Here is a 23681-nt window from a genome sequence, read left to right on the forward strand (position 1 = left end):
TTATCAGGAAAAACCTTGCTTAAGCCAAATGCTATTTCTACCAACTTCATATGCATACAAACTAGCGGGAACAAAATGGAAATCAATATTTTGATACTTTTTTACCTCGGTAATGTCTATTGTCGTAATTTTTAGTTGACTAATTTTGTGCCTCTTACAAAAATGAATTGCACTTTTCAATTCATGTGGATTATCAACAAATCTATTAGACCACTTAATCTCTAGACACATACTAAACTTTAATCCATCTGGCATATGCACAAGATCAACTTCTCCATTCTGCCATCTAGCATAGAACAGTTGAAAAAAGTAATTATGCTGCCATTGCGAAAAAATGGCAGTTTCTACCATATTACCAATAAATTCATCTGAAATCTGTATTGGTGAAAAAAGTGCACTTCTTAATGATGGGTTAGTTAAGTACACTTTAAAAAAATTAGCTCTTTTAAACTTCTTCCCGTTCTGATCAATACGATGAATTGTTTTTATCAAAAATGCTGCCTCCAAATATCCTAAGTACTTTTTGATCGTATTTTTTGCAACTCCAGAATTAGAAGCGATTCCTTCTAAAGACATTTCATTCCCTGAATTGTAAGCTATATAGGTAAACAAGGAATTCAATTCTTGAATATCGCTTATACCATATAAACTAGGTAAGTCACGCATGAGCACCTTATCAATAATATCATTTCTTATATATCTTCCAGGGTCTGATTGTATCGTCTCAGATAGTGACACTTCGGGATAACCTCCGTAATTGATATAATCAATGAATTTTTCATTAAGTAAAACTATATCAGTCGGTTCATAGCTATTATACTCAATTTTGAACTCATCCGCATTTATAGTGTTTTCCTTCGCTTGAATAAGGTGATCATTATCTGTAAGTAGTAGAAACTCATGAAAAGTCAAAGGAGGCAACAAAAACTCAGTGAATCTTCCTGCTCCAGATTCCTGACTTTTAAGTTTCAACGCAGCCGCTGCCGAACCTGATACAATAAATTTGAAATTGTGATAAGAATCAACTAGAGACTTCAAATGCAATTCCCAATCCTTCAAATATTGGATTTCATCAAAGAATACATACAGCTCTTTGCTAACATCAAACTGATGTAGGTCTATGTAAAGATTCAACAATTCCTCTAGGGCAATTCCATTATACAATGGAGTCTCTATGGAAAAGTAGCAAATTTGCTTTTGAGGGATTTCATTGCTTAATAATTCATCTATGGAGTGATAAAGCATTACAGTTTTTCCTACCCTTCTTGGTCCCATGAGTACCATAGCTCTTTTGACAGATCTTTCCAATACTAATGGGTGAAAGAGCTGAAAATATTCACGTCTTTTCATTTTTCCATAATAGTCATCAATTTTACCCGATGCCCACCATGGGTTTTCAAATTTCATCCTAGAAATGACCTGTTCCTGAGAAAATTTTATTGCCATATAGAGTCAATGATTTGATCTTACACAAAGATATTATTAATAATTTAAGATCAAAGCATTGATCTTAAATGAATATTTACCTGAATTCTAGAACAGGTTAAAATACTATCATTTCAAAACAACACAATACAGTTTTATCTATTGTATTTCACAATACATCAATAGATTATTTGCATTGATACATCAACAACAATACATGTAATATGTAAAAACATCTATTCACCAAATATGTACTCCCATAGGTCAATATAGTACATGACTCTCCTGAAAATAATACTCTCCTTTACATTGCGAAAGACTTAAAAGAAGCCATTCGCACCTTAGTAGGTATTAATTTTTGCGCATTTAATTAGCTGATTTTCTTCAGTCCTACCATTAAACAGCAAGCCCTGTCCCGATGACGATCGGCTTGGACTGCTATGTATTAATTCTAAACCATTAAGTATGAAAAAGTTTTTACTAATGACATCCGCGATATGTGCGGTCATGTCGAACGTGTGGGCACAAAGCACCATCAAGGGAACGGTCTCGTCGGAAGGAGAAAACCTTCCTGGGGTATCCGTATTGGTAGAGGGATCTGCCGCAGGAACCGTCACGGATATTGACGGTAATTATTCAATAGAAGTACCTGCAGGAGGCAGCACTCTTCTTTTCACCTTCATTGGGATGGCTACCGAGCAAGTAGCAATTACTGGACGTTCTCAAATAGACGTTTCTATGAAGGCAGATGCCACTGAACTTTCAGAGGTAGTTGTAACAGCACTTGGCCTTGAGCGCGACAAAGCCTCTTTAGGTTATGCAGTTCAGCAAGTGGATGGCAGTGCAATCAACACAGCCAAAGAGGAGAATTTCATCCGTTCGCTGTCAGGTAAAATCGCAGGGGTAAATGTACGCTCGGCTTCAACTATGGGCGGAGGAACCAACATCCTGATCAGAGGGAATTCATCCCTATCAGGAAACAATCAACCGCTTTTTGTGGTGGACGGTGTTCCTGTAAATAACTCCTCCTACAACAGTTCATCTCAGCTATCTGGAGGTGGAGGATATGACTTTGGTAATTCTGCATCTGACATTAATCCTGATGATATCGAATCTGTATCTGTATTGAAAGGTGGTAGTGCCTCTGTGCTCTATGGTTCTAGGGCGGCCAATGGGGTAATTCTTATTACTACTAGAAAAGGAAGCCAAGGAAAAACCAAAGTGACTGTCAGTTCAGGGGTTACATTTTCTAAAATTGATGAATCTACCTTGCCAGAATATCAGAACCAATATGGTGGTGGCTATGGTGGAGAAAGCATGCCTGTTTTTTCCTATGACGCGGCTGTACACCCAGCTTCATGGGCGTCTTTCGACGGACAAGAAATGGTAGAATATGATGCAGACGCCAGTTGGGGGCCTAGGTTTGATCCCAATCGAAACGTAAGACACTGGGACAGCTGGGATGAGTCCGACCCAGCAAATTTTGGACAGGTTAGGCCTTGGGTAGCAACACCTAATGGCATTGAAAGCTTTTTTGAAACAGGCGTAGCCATCAGCTCAAATGTCTCAATTGAAGGAGGAAATGCTAAAAACTCCTTTAGAGTAGGGTATACAGACTATAGAATAGACGGTACTATGCCAAACAGTACCCTTGACAGGAGAACATTCAATGCGTCTATGACGAATCAATTGACAGAAAAATTAACCTCCACCTTTAGCGCCAATGTGGTGCGATCTGAGGCTGAGGGAAGAGCAGGGACTGGTTATTCAGATGATGATGGCCTGAGTATTATGGCTGCATTTGGCAACTGGCACCAGCGTCAATTGGATATCAGCAGAATGACCAAATGGAAAAATGATGAGGGTGTTCAGCGTTCTTGGAATAGAAGTGCATATGACAACCCTAATCCTGCCTATTGGGACAATCCATATTGGACACGAAACGAAAATGTACAAAGTGACAACAGAGATCGTTTCTACGGAAAATATGAATTGACTTATGACGTGCTAGATTGGCTGAAAGTAACTGGTAGAGCGGGACTAGATTTTTCTAAGTTCTTTAGAGATTATCGAGTAGCAAAAGGAGGTGTGGTAGAATTTGTAGGCAGAGGAGCCTACCCTTTATATGCAATCAACACAGACATAGAAAAGCAACAGAACTATGACTTCTTTGCCAATATCGAAAAGCATTTTGATAACCAAATAGGAATAAGTGCTTTGGTAGGTGCCAACTTCAGACAGCAAAATTGGGAACGCACGATTTTAGGTACACGAGATGGTCTGGTATTACCAGGCGTTTATGCGATTAGCAATTCCGCCAGCGACAATATCAATTATGACGAGTATCATCAGGAAAGAAAGGATCAAGCGGTTTATGGTACTTTGAACCTAAGCTATGCTGACCTAATCTACGCTGAAGGATCTTATCGTCATGAATGGTCATCGGCTATGCCTGCACCTCACAAATTCGGGTATTATGCAGGATCACTTTCTTTCGTGTTTTCGGAATTAGAGGCAGTCAAATCATTCTCTGCTCTTTCTTTTGGTAAGTTAAGAGCAAGCTTTGCAAAGACTGGGAATGCCCCAAGAAGATATCGCACGAATGAGGTACCAAACTATACTGCAGGTGATAAATACAATGGCAACCCAGCTTACTACGTGCAAACTGCTGTGAATGGAGATCTGGAGCCAGAAATCACCAAAGATGTAGAATTAGGCGCTGAATTGGCTTTCTTCAATAACAGATTGAAGCTGGATTTTGCCTGGTACAAAAGAAGAAGTTTCAATCAGTTGTTGAGTGTTCCTGTTTCGGGATCTAGTGGAGTATATTATTCATATACTAATACTGGTGAAATTGAAAACGACGGTATTGAATTGGCTCTTAATGCTACGCCACTACAACTGGGCAAATTCAATTGGAATGTCAATATCAATTTTTCCAAAAACAACAACACTGTGACAGACCTACCTGAGTCACTGGAAAGTATCGAAATTGCTTCTGTATATGAGCTTAGTCAGTTGCATATCAAAGGAGAAGATTATGGGAGCTTCTATGGTAGAGATTATGTATATGACGACCAAGGACGCAAAGTAATCAACAGTTTTGGAACGTATGAATTATCTGATTACAAGGTATTGGGCAGTATTGTACCAGATTATGAAGTAGGTATTTCCAATACTTTCACTTATGGGAATTTAAGCTTGAACGTATTGATCGACATCAAAGAAGGTGGTGAGATCTATTCGCAATCTCACAGATGGCTACGCGAAACAGGCAATGCGGCCGAGACAGTTGGGACAAATGATTTGGGCAACCCGATCCGAAATGATCCCAGCGCCACAGTTGATGATGGCAATGGCAACCAAATCGCTAACCCCGCACAAGGTGGAGTAGTACTAAATGGTGTGATGGCTGATGGTTCAGAAAACACCACACGAATCTCTGCATCAGATGCACATCATGATTCAAACAACCCTGAGGCTGCCTCGATCTTTGATGCCAGCTATGTGAAGTTGAGAGAGATGTCCCTAAACTATTCCTTACCAAAATCAATCATTGGAAAAACACCCTTCAACCGGGTAGTGATTTCAATTTCAGGAAGAAATCTTGCCATTCTGAAAAAGAATGCTCCTATCGATCCTGAAGTCTCTTATGGTGTTGGCAATTCTCAAGGCATAGACTGGGGAATGCTACCAAGAGAAAAGTCTTATGGATTTAAGATCACAGCTCAGTTTTAATTTATTGAACGAAAAGAAATAAAAATGAAAAAGATAAATATTTGGTTGATGTCACTCATGTTGGCATTGGCCTCGTGTACAGGGGATTTCGAAGAAATCAATATTGATTCCAGAAGACCTACAGAGGTAGACCCAGCTTTTGTTTTGACTGGCATACAAGGCGATTTGATGAACAACTACGTCTATACCAGTAGCCTCAATGAAAACGAAACTGGAACGATGGCACAATATTTTGCCAAGCATTTGTATACAGATGAAAACGTTTATGATTTCAGAGGAGGCATGTTCAATACCTATTGGAATAGACGCTATCACAATATGTATCGTATGAGAGAAGGGCTCAAAATGATAGACACCCCTCCATACAGCCTGAAAGCTGATGAAGTAAAAGCCAATCAACGTGCCATATTCGAAATCCTAGAAATCTGGACTTGGACACAACTGACTGATCAATTTGGAGATATTCCATATTCGGATGCACTCGCCACCTTGGAAAACCTGCAACCGTCATACGACAAACAGTCTGATATTTATCCAGACTTAATTGATCGTATTGATGCTGCTGTGGCCTCTATCGTGCCAAGTGCCACTTCATTCGGAAGTGCTGATATCATTCTGAATGGAGATATGAATAGATGGATCACATTTGCCAATTCTTTGAAATTAAGAATGGGAATGAGAATCATTGATGCCAATGCAGCTGTAGGAGAAACAGCAGTGGCAGAGGCTATTGCTGCAGGTGTAATCAGCTCTAATGCTGACAATATCTCATTCAAGTTTGCTGATGAAACATTCAGAAGTCCATTGAGAAGAAACAATGGAGAAGCCGCATGGAACGACATTGTGATCTGTAAATCATTTACAGATGTAGTCAATGAAAGGAATGACCCACGCAGAGGATATCAAATGTATGGGTGGGGTTCTGATTACTCGGCATACTTTGGCGACTCCTTTGCTACAGGAGGTTTCGACGGATATCCATTGACTGATGATAGCTACATTGAGCTAGGCGCTAAAATCAATCCTGTCTTAGGATGGGACTGGAGTCCAGGGCAATATGATTGGGCTTTTTTAGGCTGGAATTTCCGATATGCTGATGAGTTGGCTGATGAGAATTGGGATTACTTAATTATCGATTTTGCCGAAGTTTCCTTCCTTAGAGCTGAAGCTATAGAAAGAGGCATTGTCTCAGGGTCAAGCGAAGCATTCTACAATCAAGGCATAATGGCCTCCATGGAATATTGGAGTGTAGACGCTGCAGATATCGCTACCTATTTGGCTCAGCCTAATGTGGCTTACGCTACAGCAGGGGCCACTTGGCAGGAGAAAATCGGAACGCAGAAATACATTGCCTTTTTCCCCTACTCTTCCGAAGCATTTTCAGAGTTAAGAAGATTGGATTACCCAGTGCTGAATCGTCCTTCTAAAAATGATGTCTTGCTTCCTGAAGTTGCTTCAAAAATGCTTTACCCACAAGATGAAGTATTGCTCAATTCTGCCAACACCGCCAGCGCGATCAGCGACTTGGGCGGAGAAAATTCACTCACAGCCAAAGTCTGGTGGGATGTAAATTAAACAATTAGTTTTCTCATAATTACAATTGTGTTGCTATAGGGCTACCGAAGTTTTCGGTAGCCCTTTTTCAATGCAGATACAACAGTCGACCCATGGCCTTTTATTATATTTGAAATTCAAAACAACAAGTATCCATGTTCAGCAAAGACACATATATCCGAAGAAGAAATAGACTCAGAAAAGACGTAGGCAATGGACTAATTGTCTTACTTGGTAATGAAGAAAGCAGTATCAACTTTAAAGACAATTGGTATCATTTTCGACAGGATAGCTCATTCCTATATTTTGGTGCAGTTGCACTTCCAAGCCTGACGGCCATCTTTGATTGTGATAGTGGCGAAGACATGATCTTAGGAGATGAACTGACAATAGACGACATTGTCTGGACAGGTCCACAACCAAGTATTGCTTCTTTGGCAGCACAGAGTGGAATTACTAAAACGGCACCTTCAAGTCAGATTGAAACCCTGCTGAAGAATGCCATTTCTGCGGGTCGTCATATTCACTTTATCCCACCCTACAGAGAAGAGCATGTCACGAAATTGTCTGCCTGGACTGGAAAATCTATTGATGAGATTCGATCTGGTGAATCCATTGCCTTGATCAAAGCCATCATTTCTCAAAGGAACATTAAGACATCAGAAGAAATTGTAGAATTGCACAAAGCTGTAGACCTCACTTCTGCTATGCATCTGGCCGCCATGCAATATGCCAAGCCTGGTATGAAGGAAGCAGAAATTGCAGCCAGAGTCAATCAGGTGGCTTTGGCTGGAGAAGGCCAACTGTCGTTCCCTGTGATTATGACCAAAAATGGTCAGGTTTTGCACAATCATTATCATGGCAACACTATTCAAGAAGGTGATATGATTCTTTGTGATACAGGAGCTGAAATCCCTTCTGGCTATGCTGGAGACATGACGCGTACCTTTCCAGTCTCTGCGCAATTCTCAGAAACACAACGCGAACTATATCAGACAGTATTGAATGCTCACGAAGTAGCTATCTCAGCTCTAAAACCTGGGATCAGATACAAAGATGTTCATTTGCTTGCTTGCGTTGAATTAGCCAAGGGATTAACAGAAGTAGGCTTGATGAAAGGCAACCCTGAGGAAGCAGTAGCTGCTGGTGCACACACTATGTTTTTCCAATGTGGACTTGGTCACATGATGGGCATGGATGTACATGACATGGAAAACCTGGGCGAACCTTTGGTAGGCTACTCGGATACACTAAAGAAAAGTACCGAGTTCGGACTAAAATCTTTACGCCTTGGCAAAGAGCTAGAAGCAGGGTTTGTCATCACTGTCGAGCCAGGCATTTATATCATTCCAGAATTGATCGATCAATGGAAAGCAGAAAATAAGTATGCTGAATTCCTGAATTATGATAAATTAGAGTCTTACAAATCTTTTGGTGGTATTCGCATTGAAGAAGATTTTGTAATCACTGAAAATGGCGCAGACTTGCTTGGAAAACCAGTCGCCAAAACAGTAAAAGATGTAGAAGAAATTAGAAAAGAAGCTTTACAATCATGAAAAATCATCTGATCATTTTTGCCTTTGTAATCTTGGCCTCCTGCCAGCCTTCTCAGAAGACTTATACCTGGGATGAATTTGCCATAGAGGAAGACGTCTCGTTTCGAGGGATTTCGGTTTTAAACGAAAACGTGATATGGGTATCTGGTACCAATGGCCTGGTACTCAAAACAGAAAATGGTGGATTGGACTGGGAAGAAGTATATATTCCAGATGCAGATGCTCTGGACTTTCGAGACGTTGAGGTGCTTTCAGAAAATGAAATTGTACTGATGAGTGCTGGCCCTGACTCTCTATCTAATATTTTCAAATCAAAAGATGGAGGCAGGCACTGGGAAAAGACCCTGGTCAACAATGACAGTCTTGGGTTCTTTGATGGCATGGCCTTCTGGAACCAAAAAGATGGCTTATTGGGCGGAGACCCAATAGACGGCAAATTGTTTTTGCTAAAAACCACAGATGGAGGAGATACCTGGCAAAGAATACATCCAGATAAATTGCCAGAAATGAATGAAGGCGAATTTGGTGGATTTGCTGCGAGTGGGAGCCACTTAGCAGTCAAAGAAAATTCTATCTGGATAGGCTCAGGAGCGGCTACGTCTAGGGTGTTTTATTCCAAAGATAAGGGAGAGCACTGGGAGGTGGTTTATACGCCTATCATTCAAGGAGACAGTTCGCAAGGGATCTTCTCCATTGATTTTTATGACGAAAACATAGGCATTGCTGTAGGTGGAGATTACAAAAAAGAAAATGAGGGCACCAAAAATGTGATCTTGACTACAGACGCCAGCCAGACCTGGTCGTTGAGCCAAAACTTTCCTGTCTTTCAGTCATCAGTCAGATATCTTTCTAAGATGGAATTGATATCTGTAGGGCCAGCTGGCTGCCACCAATCCATAGACGGAGGACTCACTTGGTCAGCTTTTGGAGATTCTGGATTCCACACCCTGGATGTTGCCGAAGACGGCTCCATTTGGGCTGCTGGCAAGGAAGGAAGAATAGCACAGCTCATCACCAAATGATTGCTAAATCAAAAGTTCATTCTGCCTGCCTGGAACTGCTTGAAAAAAAAATAGGTATCGCCAAACAGGGTATGGAAGAGGCACAAGCTAGTGCCAACAACGAGACCAAATCATCAGCTGGTGACAAATATGAAACTGGCCGAGCCATGAGTCAGCGCGAACGTGATTTACATGCCCGTCAGCTTTCAGAGCTGATGAATATGAAAAAAACTTTGAATACCATAGCGTCTACTAAAACGATGAACACAGTCGAATTAGGCGCCTTGGTCGAAACCAATACCTTGTCCTATTACATTTCTGCTGGTCTGGGTGTGATCAATTTCGAAAAACAGCAAATTATGGCTATCTCTGCCATCTCTCCCATTGCGCAAGCCATGCTAGGCAAAAAAGTGGGAGATACATTTGAGTGGATGAAAAAGGAGAATATGATTTTGTCAGTATCTTAGAATATCATCTAAAGTCCTCTTGATCTTTTTTATCTGATCAGGCTGAATAGAACCTATTTTTTTCTTCAATCTAGACTTGGAAACAGAATATGAAAAGTGAGAACCTCAGATATTCTGGATAGATTGTTGGTGCCATCTGGTTGGAGCAACACATTTCCTTTGTATCCCCTAACTGCAGTCGTCAAAGGACAAGCAATAACCACTTGAAGTTTCTGATTGAGCAAATTGCCACTAATGATAACAGCTGGGCGACGGCCAGACTGCTTACTTCCTTTTACCGGATCCAAATAAAGCTCCCAGATTTCACCTTGCCTCATCTTCGTTATTCATCTGGATCAGATATTCCGTCATTCCTTCTTCTGCTATGGACATGATCTCTTCATCATTCCCAGCTTGATCATACGAGGCTGCGTACTGCCCACGATTCAGCTGATCTGGATATATGTCCAGTGCTCGTTCTATCAATTTGTTTTTTGGCAATTGTAGCTCTTTGGCAGCTTCATTGAGACGAGCCAAAAGCGTATCAGGCAAAGAGGAAGTGAAAGTACTCATGACAATTATATTTACATAAAATAAATATAATTAGTAAATAAATTCTGACAGAAGAATCGTAGGGACAAAAAAATGCGGCATCCTCACGTTAGAAGATGCCGCAACGCATTAGAGAAAAGTTTGTCTTTCAAATACCTACGCTCTCCAATGTTTTTAAAACCAGCACACATTCGAGTAGTAGCGAGAGGCAATGTTGAAATTCAACTTAAAATTCTCCTAATAATATGATTAGTGCAATACCTAAAAGTAGGTATATTTTGATATCAATGCCTGTCTTCAAGGACTTTGACTACATCCTCCAGATCATACCCTTTGGCTCTCAGCAAGATCATATAGTGATAAAGTAAATCTGCAGACTCATTAAGGAATAGCTCCTCGTTATTGTCTTTGGCTTCAATCACTACTTCGACTGCTTCTTCTCCCACTTTTTGAGCTACTTTATTGATTCCTTTTTTGAATAATGAAGAAGTATAAGATTTTTCATCTGGGTTGTCATGACGGTCTTTGATGACTCCTTCCAGCTTAGATAGAAAGCTGAAATTGGATGGGTTCCCTTCCCCCCAGCAAGTATCCGTTCCTTTGTGGCACGTAGGGCCAATAGGACTCACTTGAATAAGTAGGGTATCATTGTCACAGTCCAGCTTGATGTCCTTCAACTCCAGAAAGTTTCCACTCTCTTCTCCCTTCGTCCAAAGTCTGTTTTTGGTCCGGCTGAAAAAAGTCACCTTCCCTGTCTCCTGGGTCTTTGTCAGAGCTTCTTCATTCATATAGCCAAGCATCAAGACGTTTTTGGTTTTTTCATCTTGAATGATAGCTGGCACCAGGCCATTTGTTTTTTCAAAGTCAATTGTCGACAGTTGATTGTCCATAGTTTTTTCTTTTTTTTCCACCTTCCAATAGTATATAAATCAGCCATGGACTAATCACTATGGACATGAATTTATATTCTTATCGTGATTCCCTGATTTTTCAATTCTTGTTTCAATACTGGGATTTCAATTTCTTTAAAATGGAAAACACTGGCAGCCAAAGCTGCATCTGCTTTTCCATGCGTAAATGCATCAGCAAAGTCTTGCATGCTACCGGCCCCACCAGAGGCAATCACAGGGATATTCACCAACTCAGAAATTTTGGCCAAAGCCTCATTGGCAAATCCATTTTTAGAGCCATCATGATCCATGGAGGTAAAGAGGATTTCTCCCGCTCCTCTGGATTCAGCTTCCTGAACCCAATCAAACAAATCTATTTCAGTAGGTACTTTACCTCCTACTAAATGTACCTTCCACTGACCATCAATCTGCTTGGCATCTACTGCTAGCACCACACATTGACTGCCAAACTGAGCGGCTAGTTCATCTAATACAGATGGCTCTTTTACTGCCCAAGAGTTGATCGAAATCTTATCTGCCCCTCTATGTAACAGTTCGTAAACATCCTGCACGGACTTGATACCTCCCCCTACAGTGAAAGGAATGTTGACCTTTCCAGCTACTTTTTCGACCAATTCAGCTGTTGTCTTACGGCCATCACCTGTGGCCGTGATATCCAAAAACACCAGCTCATCAGCACCCTGTTCTGAATAGGCTGCGGCCAATTCCACTGGATCGCCAGCGTCACGGAGATTTACGAAATTCACCCCTTTGACCGTTCTACCATTTTTGATGTCCAAACAAGGAACTATTCTTTTAGTCAACATATTTTGTCAGCTGTTCTAGTGAGATCTTGTTTTCATAAATGGCTTTCCCAATGATGATACCATTCATTTTCAATGCAGCAGCAGCCTCTACATCCACAATGTCCTTTACTCCTCCACTGGCAATGATTTTTTGATCAGGAAAATCATTCATCAAATCTTTGTACAAATCTACTGCAATGCCCTGCAGCATACCATCCTTTGCAATATCTGTACACACTATATACTTGTTGCCCATAGTCTGATACTCTGTTATCAAGTCGAACAAGTCCACTTTAGACTCTTCCTGCCAGCCATTGATGGCGATTTTTCTGTTGGTAGAGTCAGCACTTAGGATGATTTTTTCACTACCAAATTTCTTCAGCCATTCGCCATAGAGCCTTTTGTTTTCAAGTGCAACACTTCCCAGATTTACTTGTTTTGCTCCTGCGTTAAACGCCATATTGATGTCTTGATCTGATCGAATCCCTCCACCAAAATCTATCTTCAAGCTAGTCTTAGACGCAATCTGATCCAGCACCTTGGCGTTCCGAATTTCTTTGGCCTTGGAACCATCCAAGTCTACCAAATGCAAGTACCTGATACCTGCTCCTTCAAACATTTTAGCTACTTCCAAAGGGTTTTCATTATAGATCTTCTTCTGATCGTAATCCCCTTTGGTCAGTCTCACGCACTTGCCATCTATGATATCTATTGCTGGTATTATTCTCATTGTTTTACATTTCAATAAAATTCTTCAAAATCTGCTGTCCAAATGTTCCACTTTTCTCGGGGTGAAACTGACAACCATAAAAATTGTCCTTATGTAAGGCGGCACTAAATGGCTCTGGATAATTGGCCTTAGCTATCGTCCATTCAGAATCTGGTACAAAGTAAGAATGCACGAAATACATGTATTCCTTTTCCTTCAGCCCATTCATCAGTGGTGTCTTCAGGTGTTCAATCTCATTCCATCCCATGTGTGGCACTTTGAGCCCTTGGTCGGGAAATAGCTTGACTGGCAAAGGAAATAACCCAAGCCCTGTGGTGTCATTTTCTTCAGAGTGCTCACACATCATCTGCATGCCCAAACATATTCCCAAAAATGGTTGTCTGGCATTTTTAATCACCTCCACCAAACCATATTGCTCCAATGACCGCATGGAGCTGCTTGCCTCTCCCTGCCCTGGGAAAATCAATTTGTCGGCAGTGGCAATTTCCTCAACATCATTGCTCAGAAGCGCGTCCAAACCCAGCCGCTCACAGGCGAATTTGACTGACTTGACATTGCCTGCCCCGTAATCTATGATTACAACTTTACTCATAATTGCTCATCTACTTATGCGTCGTTCTTCAGATCAAGGAGATAAATGGTTTAGATTTCTCTTATCGTCAAAATGACAGCTGTTTAATACTATAACATGCCTTTGGTTGATGGCAGAATCATTTTGTCCTTGTCTTGCTTTACGGCCATTTTGATGGCTTTCGCAAAAGCCTTGAATATGCCTTCAATCTTGTGATGCTCATTGTCGCCTTCGGCCTTGATATTCAAGTTGCACTTGGCTGCATCAGAGAAAGATTTGAAAAAGTGAAAGAACATCTCTGTGGGCATTTTTCCTACCATTTCTCTTTTGAACTCTGCCTCCCATACGATCCAATTCCGACCCCCAAAATCCAGTGCCACTTGACACAGGCAGTCGTCCATTGGCAAGCAAAAACCATATCTTTCAATTCCTTTTTTGCTGCCCAAGGCTTCAGCAATAGCTTCTCCCAAAGCAATTCCCGTATCCTCTATGGTGTGATGCTCATCCACCTCCAAATCACCTTTCACAATCACTTTCAAGTCCAGCAGACCGTGCTTAGCAATCTGATCCAGCATATGGTCAAAAAACTTGATGCCTGTATCAATCTGAGATTGACCTGTACCGTCCAGCTCCACTTCAATATCAATGTCCGTTTCTTTGGTCGTTCGTTTAACACACGCTTTTCTTGAACCTTTGGCTACCAATTCATAGATGTCTTGCCAGTCAGTAGTAGTTATGGCTATGATCGACTGCAATCCCTCCACTTTCGTGGAAATTTCTTCAGCCCCCAACCCTTCTTCATTAGCGATGAAAATAGCTTGCGCACCTAAATTTTTTGCCAACTCTACATCAGTAATTCTATCTCCTATGACAAAGGAATTCGCTAGGTCATACTCGCCATTCATATATTCAGTCAGCAGGCCTGTTCGTGGCTTTCTTGTTGGAGCATTGTCGGCTGGAAAACTCTTGTCGATTTTCACAGCATCGAAAACCACACCTTCATTTTCAAAAGCCTTCAAGCATTTGTTATGCGCAGGCCAGAAAGTTTCTTCTGGAAATGAATCTGTCCCCAATCCATCTTGGTTAGTCACCATGACCAGCTCATATCCCAGTTTGGCAATTTTAGACATCCATTGGAATACCCCTGGATAAAACTCTAGTTTCTCTAGCGAATCCAGCTGGTAATCTACAGGTGGTTCCAGTACCAACGTACCATCACGATCTATAAATAATACTTTTTTCATTTCTTTTTTCTTGTCATCTCGACGATAGGAGAGATCTTGTAAGCAGTAACTGGTCATGCTAAGATTTCTCCTACTGATCGAAATGACACTTAAAGTTAAATTCTGTTATAATCTTCAATCCCCATCAACAATCTCTGGTTTTCTTCTGGCGTGCCAATCGTCAATCTCAGGCAATTGTCACACAAATACTCCTTAGACCTGTTTCTTACAATAATCTGTCGCTCCATCAGATAATCATAAAGCACCTTAGCATCATTCACTCTGACCAAAATGAAATTGGCATCAGATGGATAACGCTTCAAGATGCATGGCAACCCGTCGAGTTCCCTTTCCATTTTCAGCTTTTCTTCCAAAATGATTTTCAAATTGGTTTTGAAATTTTCTTCTTCATTCAGCACCTTCAATGCCGCCTGCTGCGACAACTCATTTACATTATAGGGTGGTTTGATGGCGTTTAACACTTGAATGATTTCCTGAGAGGCGAAACACATTCCCACGCGCAAACCAGCCAATCCCCATGCTTTAGACAAAGTCTGGCAAACGATCAGATTTGGATAATTGTCCAATTCTGACAACCATGAATCCGTTTCTGCAAAGTCAATGTAGGCCTCATCAATGACGACCAATCCTTTCTGCAAATCCAATATTTTTTTGACCTCTTCTCTAGCTAGAATATTTCCAGAAGGATTGTTTGGTGAACAGATAAAAAAGAGTTTGGTCTGCTCATCTGAAGCGTCAATCATCTTTTGAGCATTGAGCGTAAAGCCTGTTTCCAAATTGACTTTCCGCAAAGTCAAGTTATTGATCTCAGACAATACTGGGTACATGCCATAGCTAGGATTGTGAGAAATCACATTATCTACCCCTGGCTCACAAAAGGCACGATAAATCAAATCCAATACTTCATCACTACCATTGCCCAACAAGATATTTGTAGCTGGGATTCCTTTAATCTTGCTTAATCGGGCCTTCACCTTTGATTGGTAAGGATCTGGATAACGGTTAAATCCATTTTGAAATGGGTTTTCATTGGCGTCCAGATACACCTCCGCCACGTGATCGAACTCATCTCTGGCCGAGCTGTAGGGCGTAAGGTTGATAATATTTTTCCGTATGAGTTTTGTAATATCCATGACTTACAAAGACAATAACCTTTTAGTAACAGCCAATTTGTGCGCTTTCAGTTGCTCTGCTTCGGCCATAAATTCGATCGCTGGCCCTATGCGTCGTATCCCTTCTTCAGATATTTTTTGAAAGGTGATTTTCTTACAAAATGCATCAATATTCACCCCACTGAAGGACTTGGCAAAACCATTGGTAGGCAATGTGTGATTAGTGCCTGAGGCATAATCCCCAGCACTTTCTGGTGTGTAATTTCCTATAAAAACAGACCCTGCATTCATTAATCCATTTAGGTAAAAACTCTCGTTTTCTACACAAAGAATAAAGTGTTCGGGTGCATAATCATTGATAAAGTCCATACAATCCTGATCATCTTCCATCAAGATCAGTTTGGAGTTTTCAATGGCTTTGCGCGCAATGTCTTTTCTTGGTAATGAAGGCAATTGATTCAACAATTGCTCTTGTATCTTTGGAATCAAGCTCGCTGACTTCACTACACAAATCACCTGACTGTCCGTACCATGCTCAGCCTGAGAAAGTAGATCGGAAACCACGAATTCAGGGCTAGCTGTCTCATCTGCCAAAACCAATAGTTCTGACGGACCTGCTGGCATGTCAATTGCCACACCAAGCTGAGTGGCTCGCTGTTTGGCAGCCGTTACATACTGGTTTCCTGGTCCAAAAATCTTGTTCACTTTAGGAATACTCTCAGTGCCGAAAGTCATAGAAGCTATAGCCTGGATGCCACCTACTTTAAACACCTGAGTCACACCAGCAAACTGAGCAGCAAATAAAATAGCAGGATTGATCTGGCCATTTTTATCTGGTGGTGTGCAAAGCACTATGTCTTTACATCCAGCAATTTGTGCGGGAATCGCCAACATCAAAACAGTGGAAAACAGAGGAGCAGTCCCGCCAGGGATATAGATGCCCACCCGTTCGATCGGGCGTACTTCTTGCCAACATTTTACGCCTGGCACGGTTTCTACCTCTACCACAGTAGGCGTTTGTGCTCTATGAAATTTCTCAATGTTTGCGCCTGCCAAACGAATAGCTGCTTTTAGATCGTCAGAAATTTTGTTGCCTGCTCCTGCTAGTTCTTCTGGGGTGGCCTTCAGTTTTTCAACTTCAGCCCTATCAAAAATTTTGGTGTAAGACAGCACTGCACGATCTCCCTCTTCTCGAATGGCCTGAAATACTTCGTTGACCAATTGCTGAAGGTTTTGTTGTTTCAAGGCGGGACGTTTAGTTAACTTATCCCAGTCCTTGCGATCTGGATTCTTGGCTAAAATCATAATACCATTTTTTCTATTGGAACAATCAAGAGGCCTTCCGCCCCAGCAGCTTTGAGCTGATCAATGACCTCCCAAAACTTACCTTCCTCTATGACAGAATGTACTGAACTCCAACCTTCTTCTGCCAGCGGCAAAACGGTAGGGCTTCTCATACCAGGCAAGATACTAACTACTTGTTCCAGTTTATGATTCGGCACGTTCATCAATACATACTTAGATTTTTTACCTTTTTGTACAGCATCCAATCTAAAGAGTAAAGTATCTAAAAGTGCATTTTGCTCTGCATTCAATTTTTTGCTCTTTACCAGGCAGGCCTCAGAGGTCAGAATCGTATCTGTTTCTTTCAATCCATTTTTGAAGAGCGTACTTCCAGAGCTTACCAAGTCACAAATACCTTCTGCTAATCCTATGTTTGGCGCAATCTCCACAGACCCCTTGATTAAGTGAATCTCAGCATTCACCTTATTCTTTTTTAGATATTGGGTTAGGGTATTTGGATAGGAGGTGGCTATTTTCTTTCCTTCGAAAAATTGCACGCCTTGATAATCCACTTCTTTGGGCACTGCCAGTGATAATTTACATTTCGAAAAACCAAGTTTTCGAACTACTTCAATGTCATTTTGGCTCTCTACCAAAAGATTTTCACCTACAATGGCCAGGTCGGCGACTCCATCTTCTACATACTGTGGGATATCTCCATTTCTCAAATAAAGCACTTCCAATGGAAAATTTGATGCACTCGCTTTTAGCTGATCCTTACCATTGTCTATGTGGATACCACAGTTTTTGAGTAGACTGATAGACTCTTCGTTTAATCTCCCTGATTTCTGAACTGCAATTTTAAGTTTACTCATGTTTTGTCTTGTTAGTGCCTGAGTAAACTAAATGAGGGTATAAAAAAATCCCGTCCAATTTTACTCAGACGGGATTCGATATTTTTATTGACTACTACAATATCACCTCGCCTGTGCGATCATATGATGGTGATGATGTTGTGTCCTGATATTCATTCTTTTCTTGTATTAGATTGCAAACATAGACAGGTTTTATTGAAAATATGAAAAGTGTAAGCTAAAATTTTTAAATATCATCTAATAAAAAGCCTCAGCTAATATCGCGAGACCTGCCCCAAGCAAGCTAATAATTAGCTTTTTAGAATTCCAATGGTGTTCTGGGCTAGATTCAATGAATATGGTTGTGGAAATATGAAGAAAGTTGCCAGCTACAAATGCAAATAACATGACCATCCCATGGTCACTAAAAAGCCCCATGGGGCTTAACCAATGTCCTGCCACTACGCCAAGCGGGGAGGCCAAAGCAAAAATGAGCAGGAGAATCAATTGAGTCTGTCTTTTTTCATAATGACAAGACAGCACCGTCATTAATGCCAAGGCCGCAGGGATTTTGTGAAGCACAACACCAGTCAGCAAGCTACCCTGACTGTGGCTGTCGTGGATGACGCCAGGATGTGCCAATATAGTACCTTCCAAAAACGCATGAATGCAGAGTGCTGCCATGAGTGAGAAACCAGACCAGGCAGAATGCTCGTTGCCATGGTTGTGCACATGCATGTGACCGTGCTCTACGCCACTAGTAAAATACTCCAGCACTTGCTGAAAAAAGAACCCTCCCAAAATAAAGAGTCCAATGTGAAACTGGTTTTTGTGTGTTTCAAACAACTCAGGCAGAATGTGAATTATGGTAATGGAGAATAAAAAAGATCCTGCAAAAACCAAAACACTCTTCACCTGAGACTCTTTGGTTTTGGTGACTCTGAGTGCATACAATCCACCCAAAAGAGCAGAAATAAACAAGACGGTAGAATTTACAATCATATTACTTTTCTAACACAAAAATGAGTCTTTGAGATTCTTCTGCTTGGTATTTAGACAGTTCATAGTCGCCAAATATATCTATTACTTTCAAATTGATTTTGTCGAAATACGCCAAAAAATCTGTGCGACGAATAGCCTTTACTTTTTCCTGAAATTCATAATGTTGGCCATGATCATCCACCAAAATATTCTTGACGATAAATTCGTCATCTGTATATTGCCTTTGAATGTTGAAGTGAATATTTTCTATAGTTTTATCTTCTTCATGCACCAGATTATTCACTACTACATAGGGATTCAGAAAGTCGAGCAAAAACTTGCCTCCTGGTTTCAGAGATTTAATAGTAGCGTCAATCACATTTAGATTTTCTTCCTTAGAATCGAAATAACCAAAGCTGGTAAAAAGATTAAAAACATAATCAAATGTACCATCAGCAAACACTTCGCGCATGTCATGAACAGCAAAATGAAGTGAATCGTTCTGCTTGGCACTTGCATATTTGATGTTCTCTTCAGAAAGATCCACGCCAGTTACATCAAATCCTTTCTCATTCAAATAAATAGAGTGACGGCCCTTTCCACAGGCCAAATCCAAAATTTTTGCATTTGGCTTCATTTGAAAGTAATCAATCAAATGATCTAAAAAAGCAGCTGCTTCTTCATAATCACGATGCTTATATAAAATGTGATAGTAGATGGTATTGAACCATTCGTCAAACCATTCTTTTTTCGACATAATTATCGGATGTGTTTAAACTCAACTGCTAAAATAAGGATTCCATTTGACCGCAACTATAGCACTTCTACCTGAGACTCTATACCCGCTGTGGCAAATGATTTCAATGCACCATTTTCATCTGAGTAAATAAAAAAGGCATCCACGCCATTGAGTTTTTTGATCATCTCAATTGATTCTTCTAGCCCCATCACCATGCATGCCGTAGCGTAGCCATCTGCCAGGGTACAATTGGGTGCGAAAATAGAGGCACTCAGTAAATTATGAGAAACGTTGTAGCCTGTGAATGGGCTAATGGTATGTGCGATAATTCTACCATTTTCCTCATAGTAGTTTCGATAATTGCCAGAAGTAGCCAAAGATCTATTGTTTACAAATACAGTGGCATACGCATGGCCCTGGCCTTGATTCATCTCTGGCTTTTCTATTCCTATCTTCCATACGGTCTGGTTTTGATTCTGCCCCTGGCAACGAACCTCACCACCGATTTCGATCATGTAATTTTCTACTCCCTTAGCGTGCAAAAAGTGCGCGATGACATCCAAAGCATACCCCTTGGCGGATGCACTAAAGTCTAAATAGGTATCAGAAGGTTTATAGGCTCCCTTTTCATCAAACACAACCTGCTCAAAACCAACAACCCTCAAAAGCGAATCCACAATAGCACTATCAAGCATAGACTTTTTCTTAGGCCCAAAACCCCAGGCATTCACCAAAGGGCCTATGGTAGGATCGTAGGCTCCTTTGCTGCCGACAAACATCTCCTGACTCATTTTCAATATTGGGTACATGAAAGTTGACTGATAAGTAATGGAGTCTTCCAGGTTAAATCGGGATATTTCTGAATCTGGGATATAGGTAGAAAGAGACTGATTGAAAGCCACCAAGATAGAATCTACTTCTTTCTTATAGTAGGCCTCTTCCTCCGCCAGATATTTTATGGAATAAGCAATGGTTCCCATAGTGGTGCCAGTCACATGCTGCAACACCAGGTTTTCTACAGGATTGAGTTGTCTGTACAGAATCAGTATCCCAACTGCCAGAACAATCAATAATATTCGTCTTTTTTGCATCTTTTCTCTATTTGCGGGTGCAAAGAAAGAATAAATACACCAAAGCAACAGGTATCTCTAAAACTTTAGGAAATCTCATCCCATCAGACTGCTCTGAATATCCTATTTTTGATAAAATTATTCAAAGACAATGAGGGAAGATTATTTGAATGCAGATGGTGAAGAATTAGACTCAGAAGAAGTAGAGTTTGAAAAAGCTTTGCGCCCGCTGTCGTTTGAAGATTTTGCTGGCCAGGCTAAAGTAGTTGAGAACATTAAAGTCTTTGTACAAGCAGCCAAGCAGAGATCAGAGCCCTTGGATCACGTATTGCTTCATGGCCCTCCAGGTTTGGGTAAAACCACTCTCTCCCATATCATATCTAATGAATTAGATTCTAGCATTAAGGTAACTTCAGGTCCCGTATTGGACAAACCAGGTGACTTGGCTGGCCTCTTGACCAATCTGGAGCCTAATGACGTCTTGTTTATTGATGAGATTCATCGATTAAATGCAGTAGTAGAAGAGTATCTCTATTCTGCAATGGAAGACTACAAAATCGACATCATGCTTGATTCTGGGCCAAATGCGCGATCTGTTCAAATTGGCTTAAATCCGTTTACCCTCATTGGCGCAACTACACGTTCGGGACTACTGACTTCTCCACTACGTGCTCGATTTGGCATCAATGCCAGATTAGAATATTACGATTCGGGATTATTGTCTAACATCGTGAAAAGATCGTCTGGGATATTAAATACCCCTATAGAAGACAATGCTGCCATGGAATTGGCCAAAAGGAGCAGAGGCACCCCAAGAATCGCCAATAATTTACTGAGAAGAACTCGTGACTTTGCCCAAATCAAAGGCAATGGCACCATAACCAAAGAAATCACCAAATTCGCACTGGAAGCCCTTGATGTAGATGCCCATGGATTGGACGAGATGGACAATCGCATTTTGACCACCATTATAGAAAAGTTCAAAGGTGGGCCAGTAGGCATCTCCACCATTGCCACAGCCTGTGGAGAAGAGGCGGATACGATTGAAGAAGTTTATGAGCCATTCCTGATTCAAGAGGGCTTTCTTAAGCGTACCAGCAGAGGCAGAGAGGCTACAGAACTAGCATATAAACACTTGAAAATTGTGCCCCCATCTAGAATGGGGACTTTGTTTGACTAACCTATGAAAGTAAGGTATTTTATTTGCTATCTAATCTTCTTGACAATCTATGGTTGCCAGACTAAATTAAAAGAAGGTCCCTCGAGCTCAAACGTACCACATAATCCCCAAGAGTTGGATTCTTTAATTTTTGAATCTCAACAAGCCATAAATACAGACCTGAAGATTCTTGATATTAACGGCCTTTTCACGATTGGGTCACACCAAAAATTCTCGAATTGTCAATTTGTTTTTGAATGTGATTGTTGCTCTGGAGATCTCATAATACAAGACTCCATTTTTTATCTATTTAACAATTGCGTTGGTGATGTTCGCTTAACAGGTGGTATTGTCAAATCTCAATCTGATAACATCATCCTAACTTCAAATGGACTAATATGTGATGAAATTTTCAATCATTTGTCGGACATTGATTCTACTTTAACAAAATTCTTGACTGAATCTACAGTGGCAGATACATATGAGCTTGAATTTAGAATGGATAGCTGTAATAATAAAAGGCTTTTAATCCAGCAAGGAGGAAACAAAACGTCTTTTGCACTTGAGACAATTATTGATTCCAAAGCAAAAATAAATAGCTTACTAGCTTCAGATGTGCTTAGGAATTTCAAAAAATTGAATTCTGTGAAATTTAACATAGACCTAATTGATACTACCGACAGACTACAAGAATGTGGGTGCCTTTACTCCGAAAGCTGGGACAAGTTCAATAAAAACGAATACTTCTATGCCAATGATTATGAAACCACAGAGTATCTGTCAATTAACGGTGAACAGATAAAAATAGATTTTACCCAAAAAAATCAGGAGTATAGTGTAATAGAAACTACTTATAAAGAAGAAAATGTTAATGGCACTCTGAGAAAGTCTGGAGTAATAAGAATCGAATCTTCCAACAATTTTTACATTGAAAAGGAATTCGTAGGAGAATGTAAGTGCAATTAATAGATGGATCACTTCAAACTCACACAACTCATCAAACAAAAATCTGCTGAAGAAGGATTTCAGTTTTGTGGTGTGGCTAAAGCGGAATTTCTAGAGAAAGAAGCCCCTAAGCTGGAAGAATGGCTCAACCAAGACATGCATGGTGAAATGGCCTACATGGCCAATCATTTTGACAAACGACTAGATCCCAGAAAACTGGTGGATGGAGCCAAGTCCGTCATTTCACTGCTATACAACTATTATCCCGAAAAAGATCTGAACGAGGACAAGGAAGTGAAAATTGCCAAATACGCTTTTGGGAAGGACTACCACCACATCATTAAGCCAAAGCTAAAAACCATTCTTCAATCTATCTCAGAGCAAGTAGGAGAGGTGAATGCACGGGTATTTGTGGACTCAGCTCCCGTGCACGAAAGAGCTTGGGCGGCAAAAGCTGGATTAGGTTGGGTAGGGAAAAACTCCCTATTACTTAACAAATCCATGGGTTCCTTTTTCTTTTTGGCAGAAATCATTGTAGATGTAGAACTCAAGTATGATGGGCCAATCAAGGACTATTGTGGCACCTGTACAGCCTGTATGGATGCCTGCCCGACAGACGCCATTCCAGATCCTTATGTAGTGGATGGGAGCAAATGCATCTCTTACCTCACGATTGAACTCAAAAATGAAATTCCAAATTCATTTGCTGGACAGATGGAAGGCTGGGCTTTTGGCTGTGATATCTGTCAGGATGTATGTCCCTGGAATCGATTTTCAAAACCTCACCAGGAGCCAGACTTTAAGCCTCATGAAAAGCTAGGTGAAATGAAATCTTCAGATTGGAGTGAATTAACAGAAGAATTATTTAGAGAAGTATTCAAAGGATCAGCAGTCAAACGCACTAAATATTCAGGATTGAAAAGGAATATTGATTTTCTGAAAAAAAAGCCAAACTAAATTCACAAGGCAATTTGCTCCCTTACTTGTTCATTTTGATATGGTTTCCTCTATTTTTGCGCACTCA

General features: G+C 40.7%; 22 protein-coding genes. 8 read left to right on the plus strand and 14 right to left on the minus strand.

The genetic code is table 11. From position 1 onward, the window contains the following. Nucleotides 1-3: 3 nt before the first annotated feature. Nucleotides 4-1407: an ATP-binding protein gene (locus B9A58_RS09875; protein WP_245827053.1), complete on the minus strand. Its 1404-nt coding sequence runs from the start codon at nucleotides 1405-1407 to the stop codon at nucleotides 4-6. 483 nt (nucleotides 1408-1890) lie between these two features. Here B9A58_RS09875 and B9A58_RS09880 point away from each other — a divergent pair, with 483 nt between their 5' ends. The 5 genes from B9A58_RS09880 (at nucleotide 1891) to B9A58_RS09900 (ending at nucleotide 9741) form a co-directional block, all read left to right on the plus strand. Continuing rightward, the gene (locus tag B9A58_RS09880; protein ID WP_084372684.1) at nucleotides 1891-5163 is read left to right on the plus strand and encodes a SusC/RagA family TonB-linked outer membrane protein; all 3273 of its coding nucleotides are present in this window, start codon (nucleotides 1891-1893) and stop codon (nucleotides 5161-5163) included. Between the two features lie 24 nt (nucleotides 5164-5187). Further along, on the plus strand, nucleotides 5188-6738 hold the full coding sequence (locus tag B9A58_RS09885; RefSeq protein WP_084372685.1) for a SusD/RagB family nutrient-binding outer membrane lipoprotein: 1551 nt from the start codon (nucleotides 5188-5190) through the stop codon (nucleotides 6736-6738). A gap of 134 nt (nucleotides 6739-6872) precedes the next feature. Next, entirely contained in the window at nucleotides 6873-8273 is a 1401-nt protein-coding gene (locus B9A58_RS09890) for an aminopeptidase P family protein (protein WP_084372686.1), read from the plus strand. After that, the gene (locus B9A58_RS09895) at nucleotides 8270-9295 is read left to right on the plus strand and encodes a WD40/YVTN/BNR-like repeat-containing protein (RefSeq protein ID WP_084372687.1); all 1026 of its coding nucleotides are present in this window, start codon (nucleotides 8270-8272) and stop codon (nucleotides 9293-9295) included. The genes B9A58_RS09890 and B9A58_RS09895 overlap by 4 nt, the downstream gene beginning before the upstream one ends. After that, nucleotides 9292-9741 carry a GreA/GreB family elongation factor gene (locus B9A58_RS09900; RefSeq protein WP_084372688.1) on the plus strand — a complete coding sequence of 150 codons (450 nt, stop codon included), beginning with the start codon at nucleotides 9292-9294 and terminating at the stop codon, nucleotides 9739-9741. The genes B9A58_RS09895 and B9A58_RS09900 overlap by 4 nt, the downstream gene beginning before the upstream one ends. Before the next feature lie 65 nt (nucleotides 9742-9806). Here the strand turns inward: B9A58_RS09900 and B9A58_RS09905 are convergent, their stop codons facing one another. From B9A58_RS09905 to B9A58_RS09965, 13 genes are all read right to left on the minus strand, one after another. Further along, complete coding sequence (locus B9A58_RS09905) at nucleotides 9807-10058, minus strand: type II toxin-antitoxin system PemK/MazF family toxin (protein ID WP_245827054.1); 252 nt, start codon at nucleotides 10056-10058, stop codon at nucleotides 9807-9809. Continuing rightward, nucleotides 10045-10293, minus strand: a complete 249-nt coding sequence (locus B9A58_RS09910; RefSeq protein ID WP_084372689.1) for a CopG family transcriptional regulator — start codon at nucleotides 10291-10293, stop codon at nucleotides 10045-10047. The genes B9A58_RS09905 and B9A58_RS09910 overlap by 14 nt, the downstream gene beginning before the upstream one ends. A gap of 263 nt (nucleotides 10294-10556) precedes the next feature. Then, the gene (hisIE, locus tag B9A58_RS09915; protein WP_262501985.1) at nucleotides 10557-11183 is read right to left on the minus strand and encodes a bifunctional phosphoribosyl-AMP cyclohydrolase/phosphoribosyl-ATP diphosphatase HisIE; all 627 of its coding nucleotides are present in this window, start codon (nucleotides 11181-11183) and stop codon (nucleotides 10557-10559) included. 50 nt (nucleotides 11184-11233) lie between these two features. After that, on the minus strand, nucleotides 11234-11989 hold the full coding sequence (gene hisF, locus B9A58_RS09920) for an imidazole glycerol phosphate synthase subunit HisF (protein WP_084372690.1): 756 nt from the start codon (nucleotides 11987-11989) through the stop codon (nucleotides 11234-11236). After that, a complete protein-coding gene (gene hisA / locus B9A58_RS09925; protein ID WP_084372691.1) occupies nucleotides 11979-12698 on the minus strand; it encodes a 1-(5-phosphoribosyl)-5-[(5-phosphoribosylamino)methylideneamino]imidazole-4-carboxamide isomerase in 720 nt (239 codons plus the stop codon). Before hisA ends, hisF begins: the two co-directional genes overlap by 11 nt. A 4-nt stretch (nucleotides 12699-12702) precedes the next feature. Beyond that, nucleotides 12703-13290 carry an imidazole glycerol phosphate synthase subunit HisH gene (hisH, locus tag B9A58_RS09930; RefSeq protein WP_084372692.1) on the minus strand — a complete coding sequence of 196 codons (588 nt, stop codon included), beginning with the start codon at nucleotides 13288-13290 and terminating at the stop codon, nucleotides 12703-12705. Nucleotides 13291-13379: 89 nt separating this feature from the next. Next, on the minus strand, nucleotides 13380-14513 hold the full coding sequence (gene hisB / locus B9A58_RS09935) for a bifunctional histidinol-phosphatase/imidazoleglycerol-phosphate dehydratase HisB (protein WP_084373201.1): 1134 nt from the start codon (nucleotides 14511-14513) through the stop codon (nucleotides 13380-13382). A gap of 95 nt (nucleotides 14514-14608) precedes the next feature. Next, a complete protein-coding gene (gene hisC / locus B9A58_RS09940; protein ID WP_084372693.1) occupies nucleotides 14609-15646 on the minus strand; it encodes a histidinol-phosphate transaminase in 1038 nt (345 codons plus the stop codon). A 3-nt stretch (nucleotides 15647-15649) separates the two neighbouring features. Beyond that, a complete protein-coding gene (hisD, locus tag B9A58_RS09945; protein ID WP_084372694.1) occupies nucleotides 15650-16930 on the minus strand; it encodes a histidinol dehydrogenase in 1281 nt (426 codons plus the stop codon). Continuing rightward, on the minus strand, nucleotides 16927-17784 hold the full coding sequence (gene hisG, locus B9A58_RS09950; protein WP_084372695.1) for an ATP phosphoribosyltransferase: 858 nt from the start codon (nucleotides 17782-17784) through the stop codon (nucleotides 16927-16929). The genes hisD and hisG overlap by 4 nt, the downstream gene beginning before the upstream one ends. Before the next feature lie 237 nt (nucleotides 17785-18021). Next, on the minus strand, nucleotides 18022-18765 hold the full coding sequence (locus B9A58_RS09955) for a ZIP family metal transporter (protein ID WP_084372696.1): 744 nt from the start codon (nucleotides 18763-18765) through the stop codon (nucleotides 18022-18024). Between the two features lies 1 nt (nucleotide 18766). Further along, complete coding sequence (locus B9A58_RS09960) at nucleotides 18767-19501, minus strand: SAM-dependent methyltransferase (protein WP_084372697.1); 735 nt, start codon at nucleotides 19499-19501, stop codon at nucleotides 18767-18769. Nucleotides 19502-19557: 56 nt separating this feature from the next. Next, complete coding sequence (locus tag B9A58_RS09965; protein WP_084372698.1) at nucleotides 19558-20574, minus strand: FAD:protein FMN transferase; 1017 nt, start codon at nucleotides 20572-20574, stop codon at nucleotides 19558-19560. Between the two features lie 130 nt (nucleotides 20575-20704). Between B9A58_RS09965 and ruvB the strand changes: the two genes are divergently transcribed. The 3 genes from ruvB (at nucleotide 20705) to queG (ending at nucleotide 23614) form a co-directional block, all read left to right on the plus strand. Then, nucleotides 20705-21733, plus strand: a complete 1029-nt coding sequence (gene ruvB / locus B9A58_RS09970) for a Holliday junction branch migration DNA helicase RuvB (protein ID WP_084372699.1) — start codon at nucleotides 20705-20707, stop codon at nucleotides 21731-21733. Between the two features lie 432 nt (nucleotides 21734-22165). Next, nucleotides 22166-22678, plus strand: a complete 513-nt coding sequence (locus B9A58_RS20210; RefSeq protein WP_139793825.1) for a hypothetical protein — start codon at nucleotides 22166-22168, stop codon at nucleotides 22676-22678. A 3-nt stretch (nucleotides 22679-22681) separates the two neighbouring features. Beyond that, nucleotides 22682-23614 carry a tRNA epoxyqueuosine(34) reductase QueG gene (gene queG, locus B9A58_RS09980; protein ID WP_084372701.1) on the plus strand — a complete coding sequence of 311 codons (933 nt, stop codon included), beginning with the start codon at nucleotides 22682-22684 and terminating at the stop codon, nucleotides 23612-23614. Nucleotides 23615-23681 lie beyond the last annotated feature (67 nt).

Source organism: Reichenbachiella faecimaris (assembly GCF_900176375.1).
Taxonomy (GTDB): domain Bacteria; phylum Bacteroidota; class Bacteroidia; order Cytophagales; family Cyclobacteriaceae; genus Reichenbachiella; species Reichenbachiella faecimaris.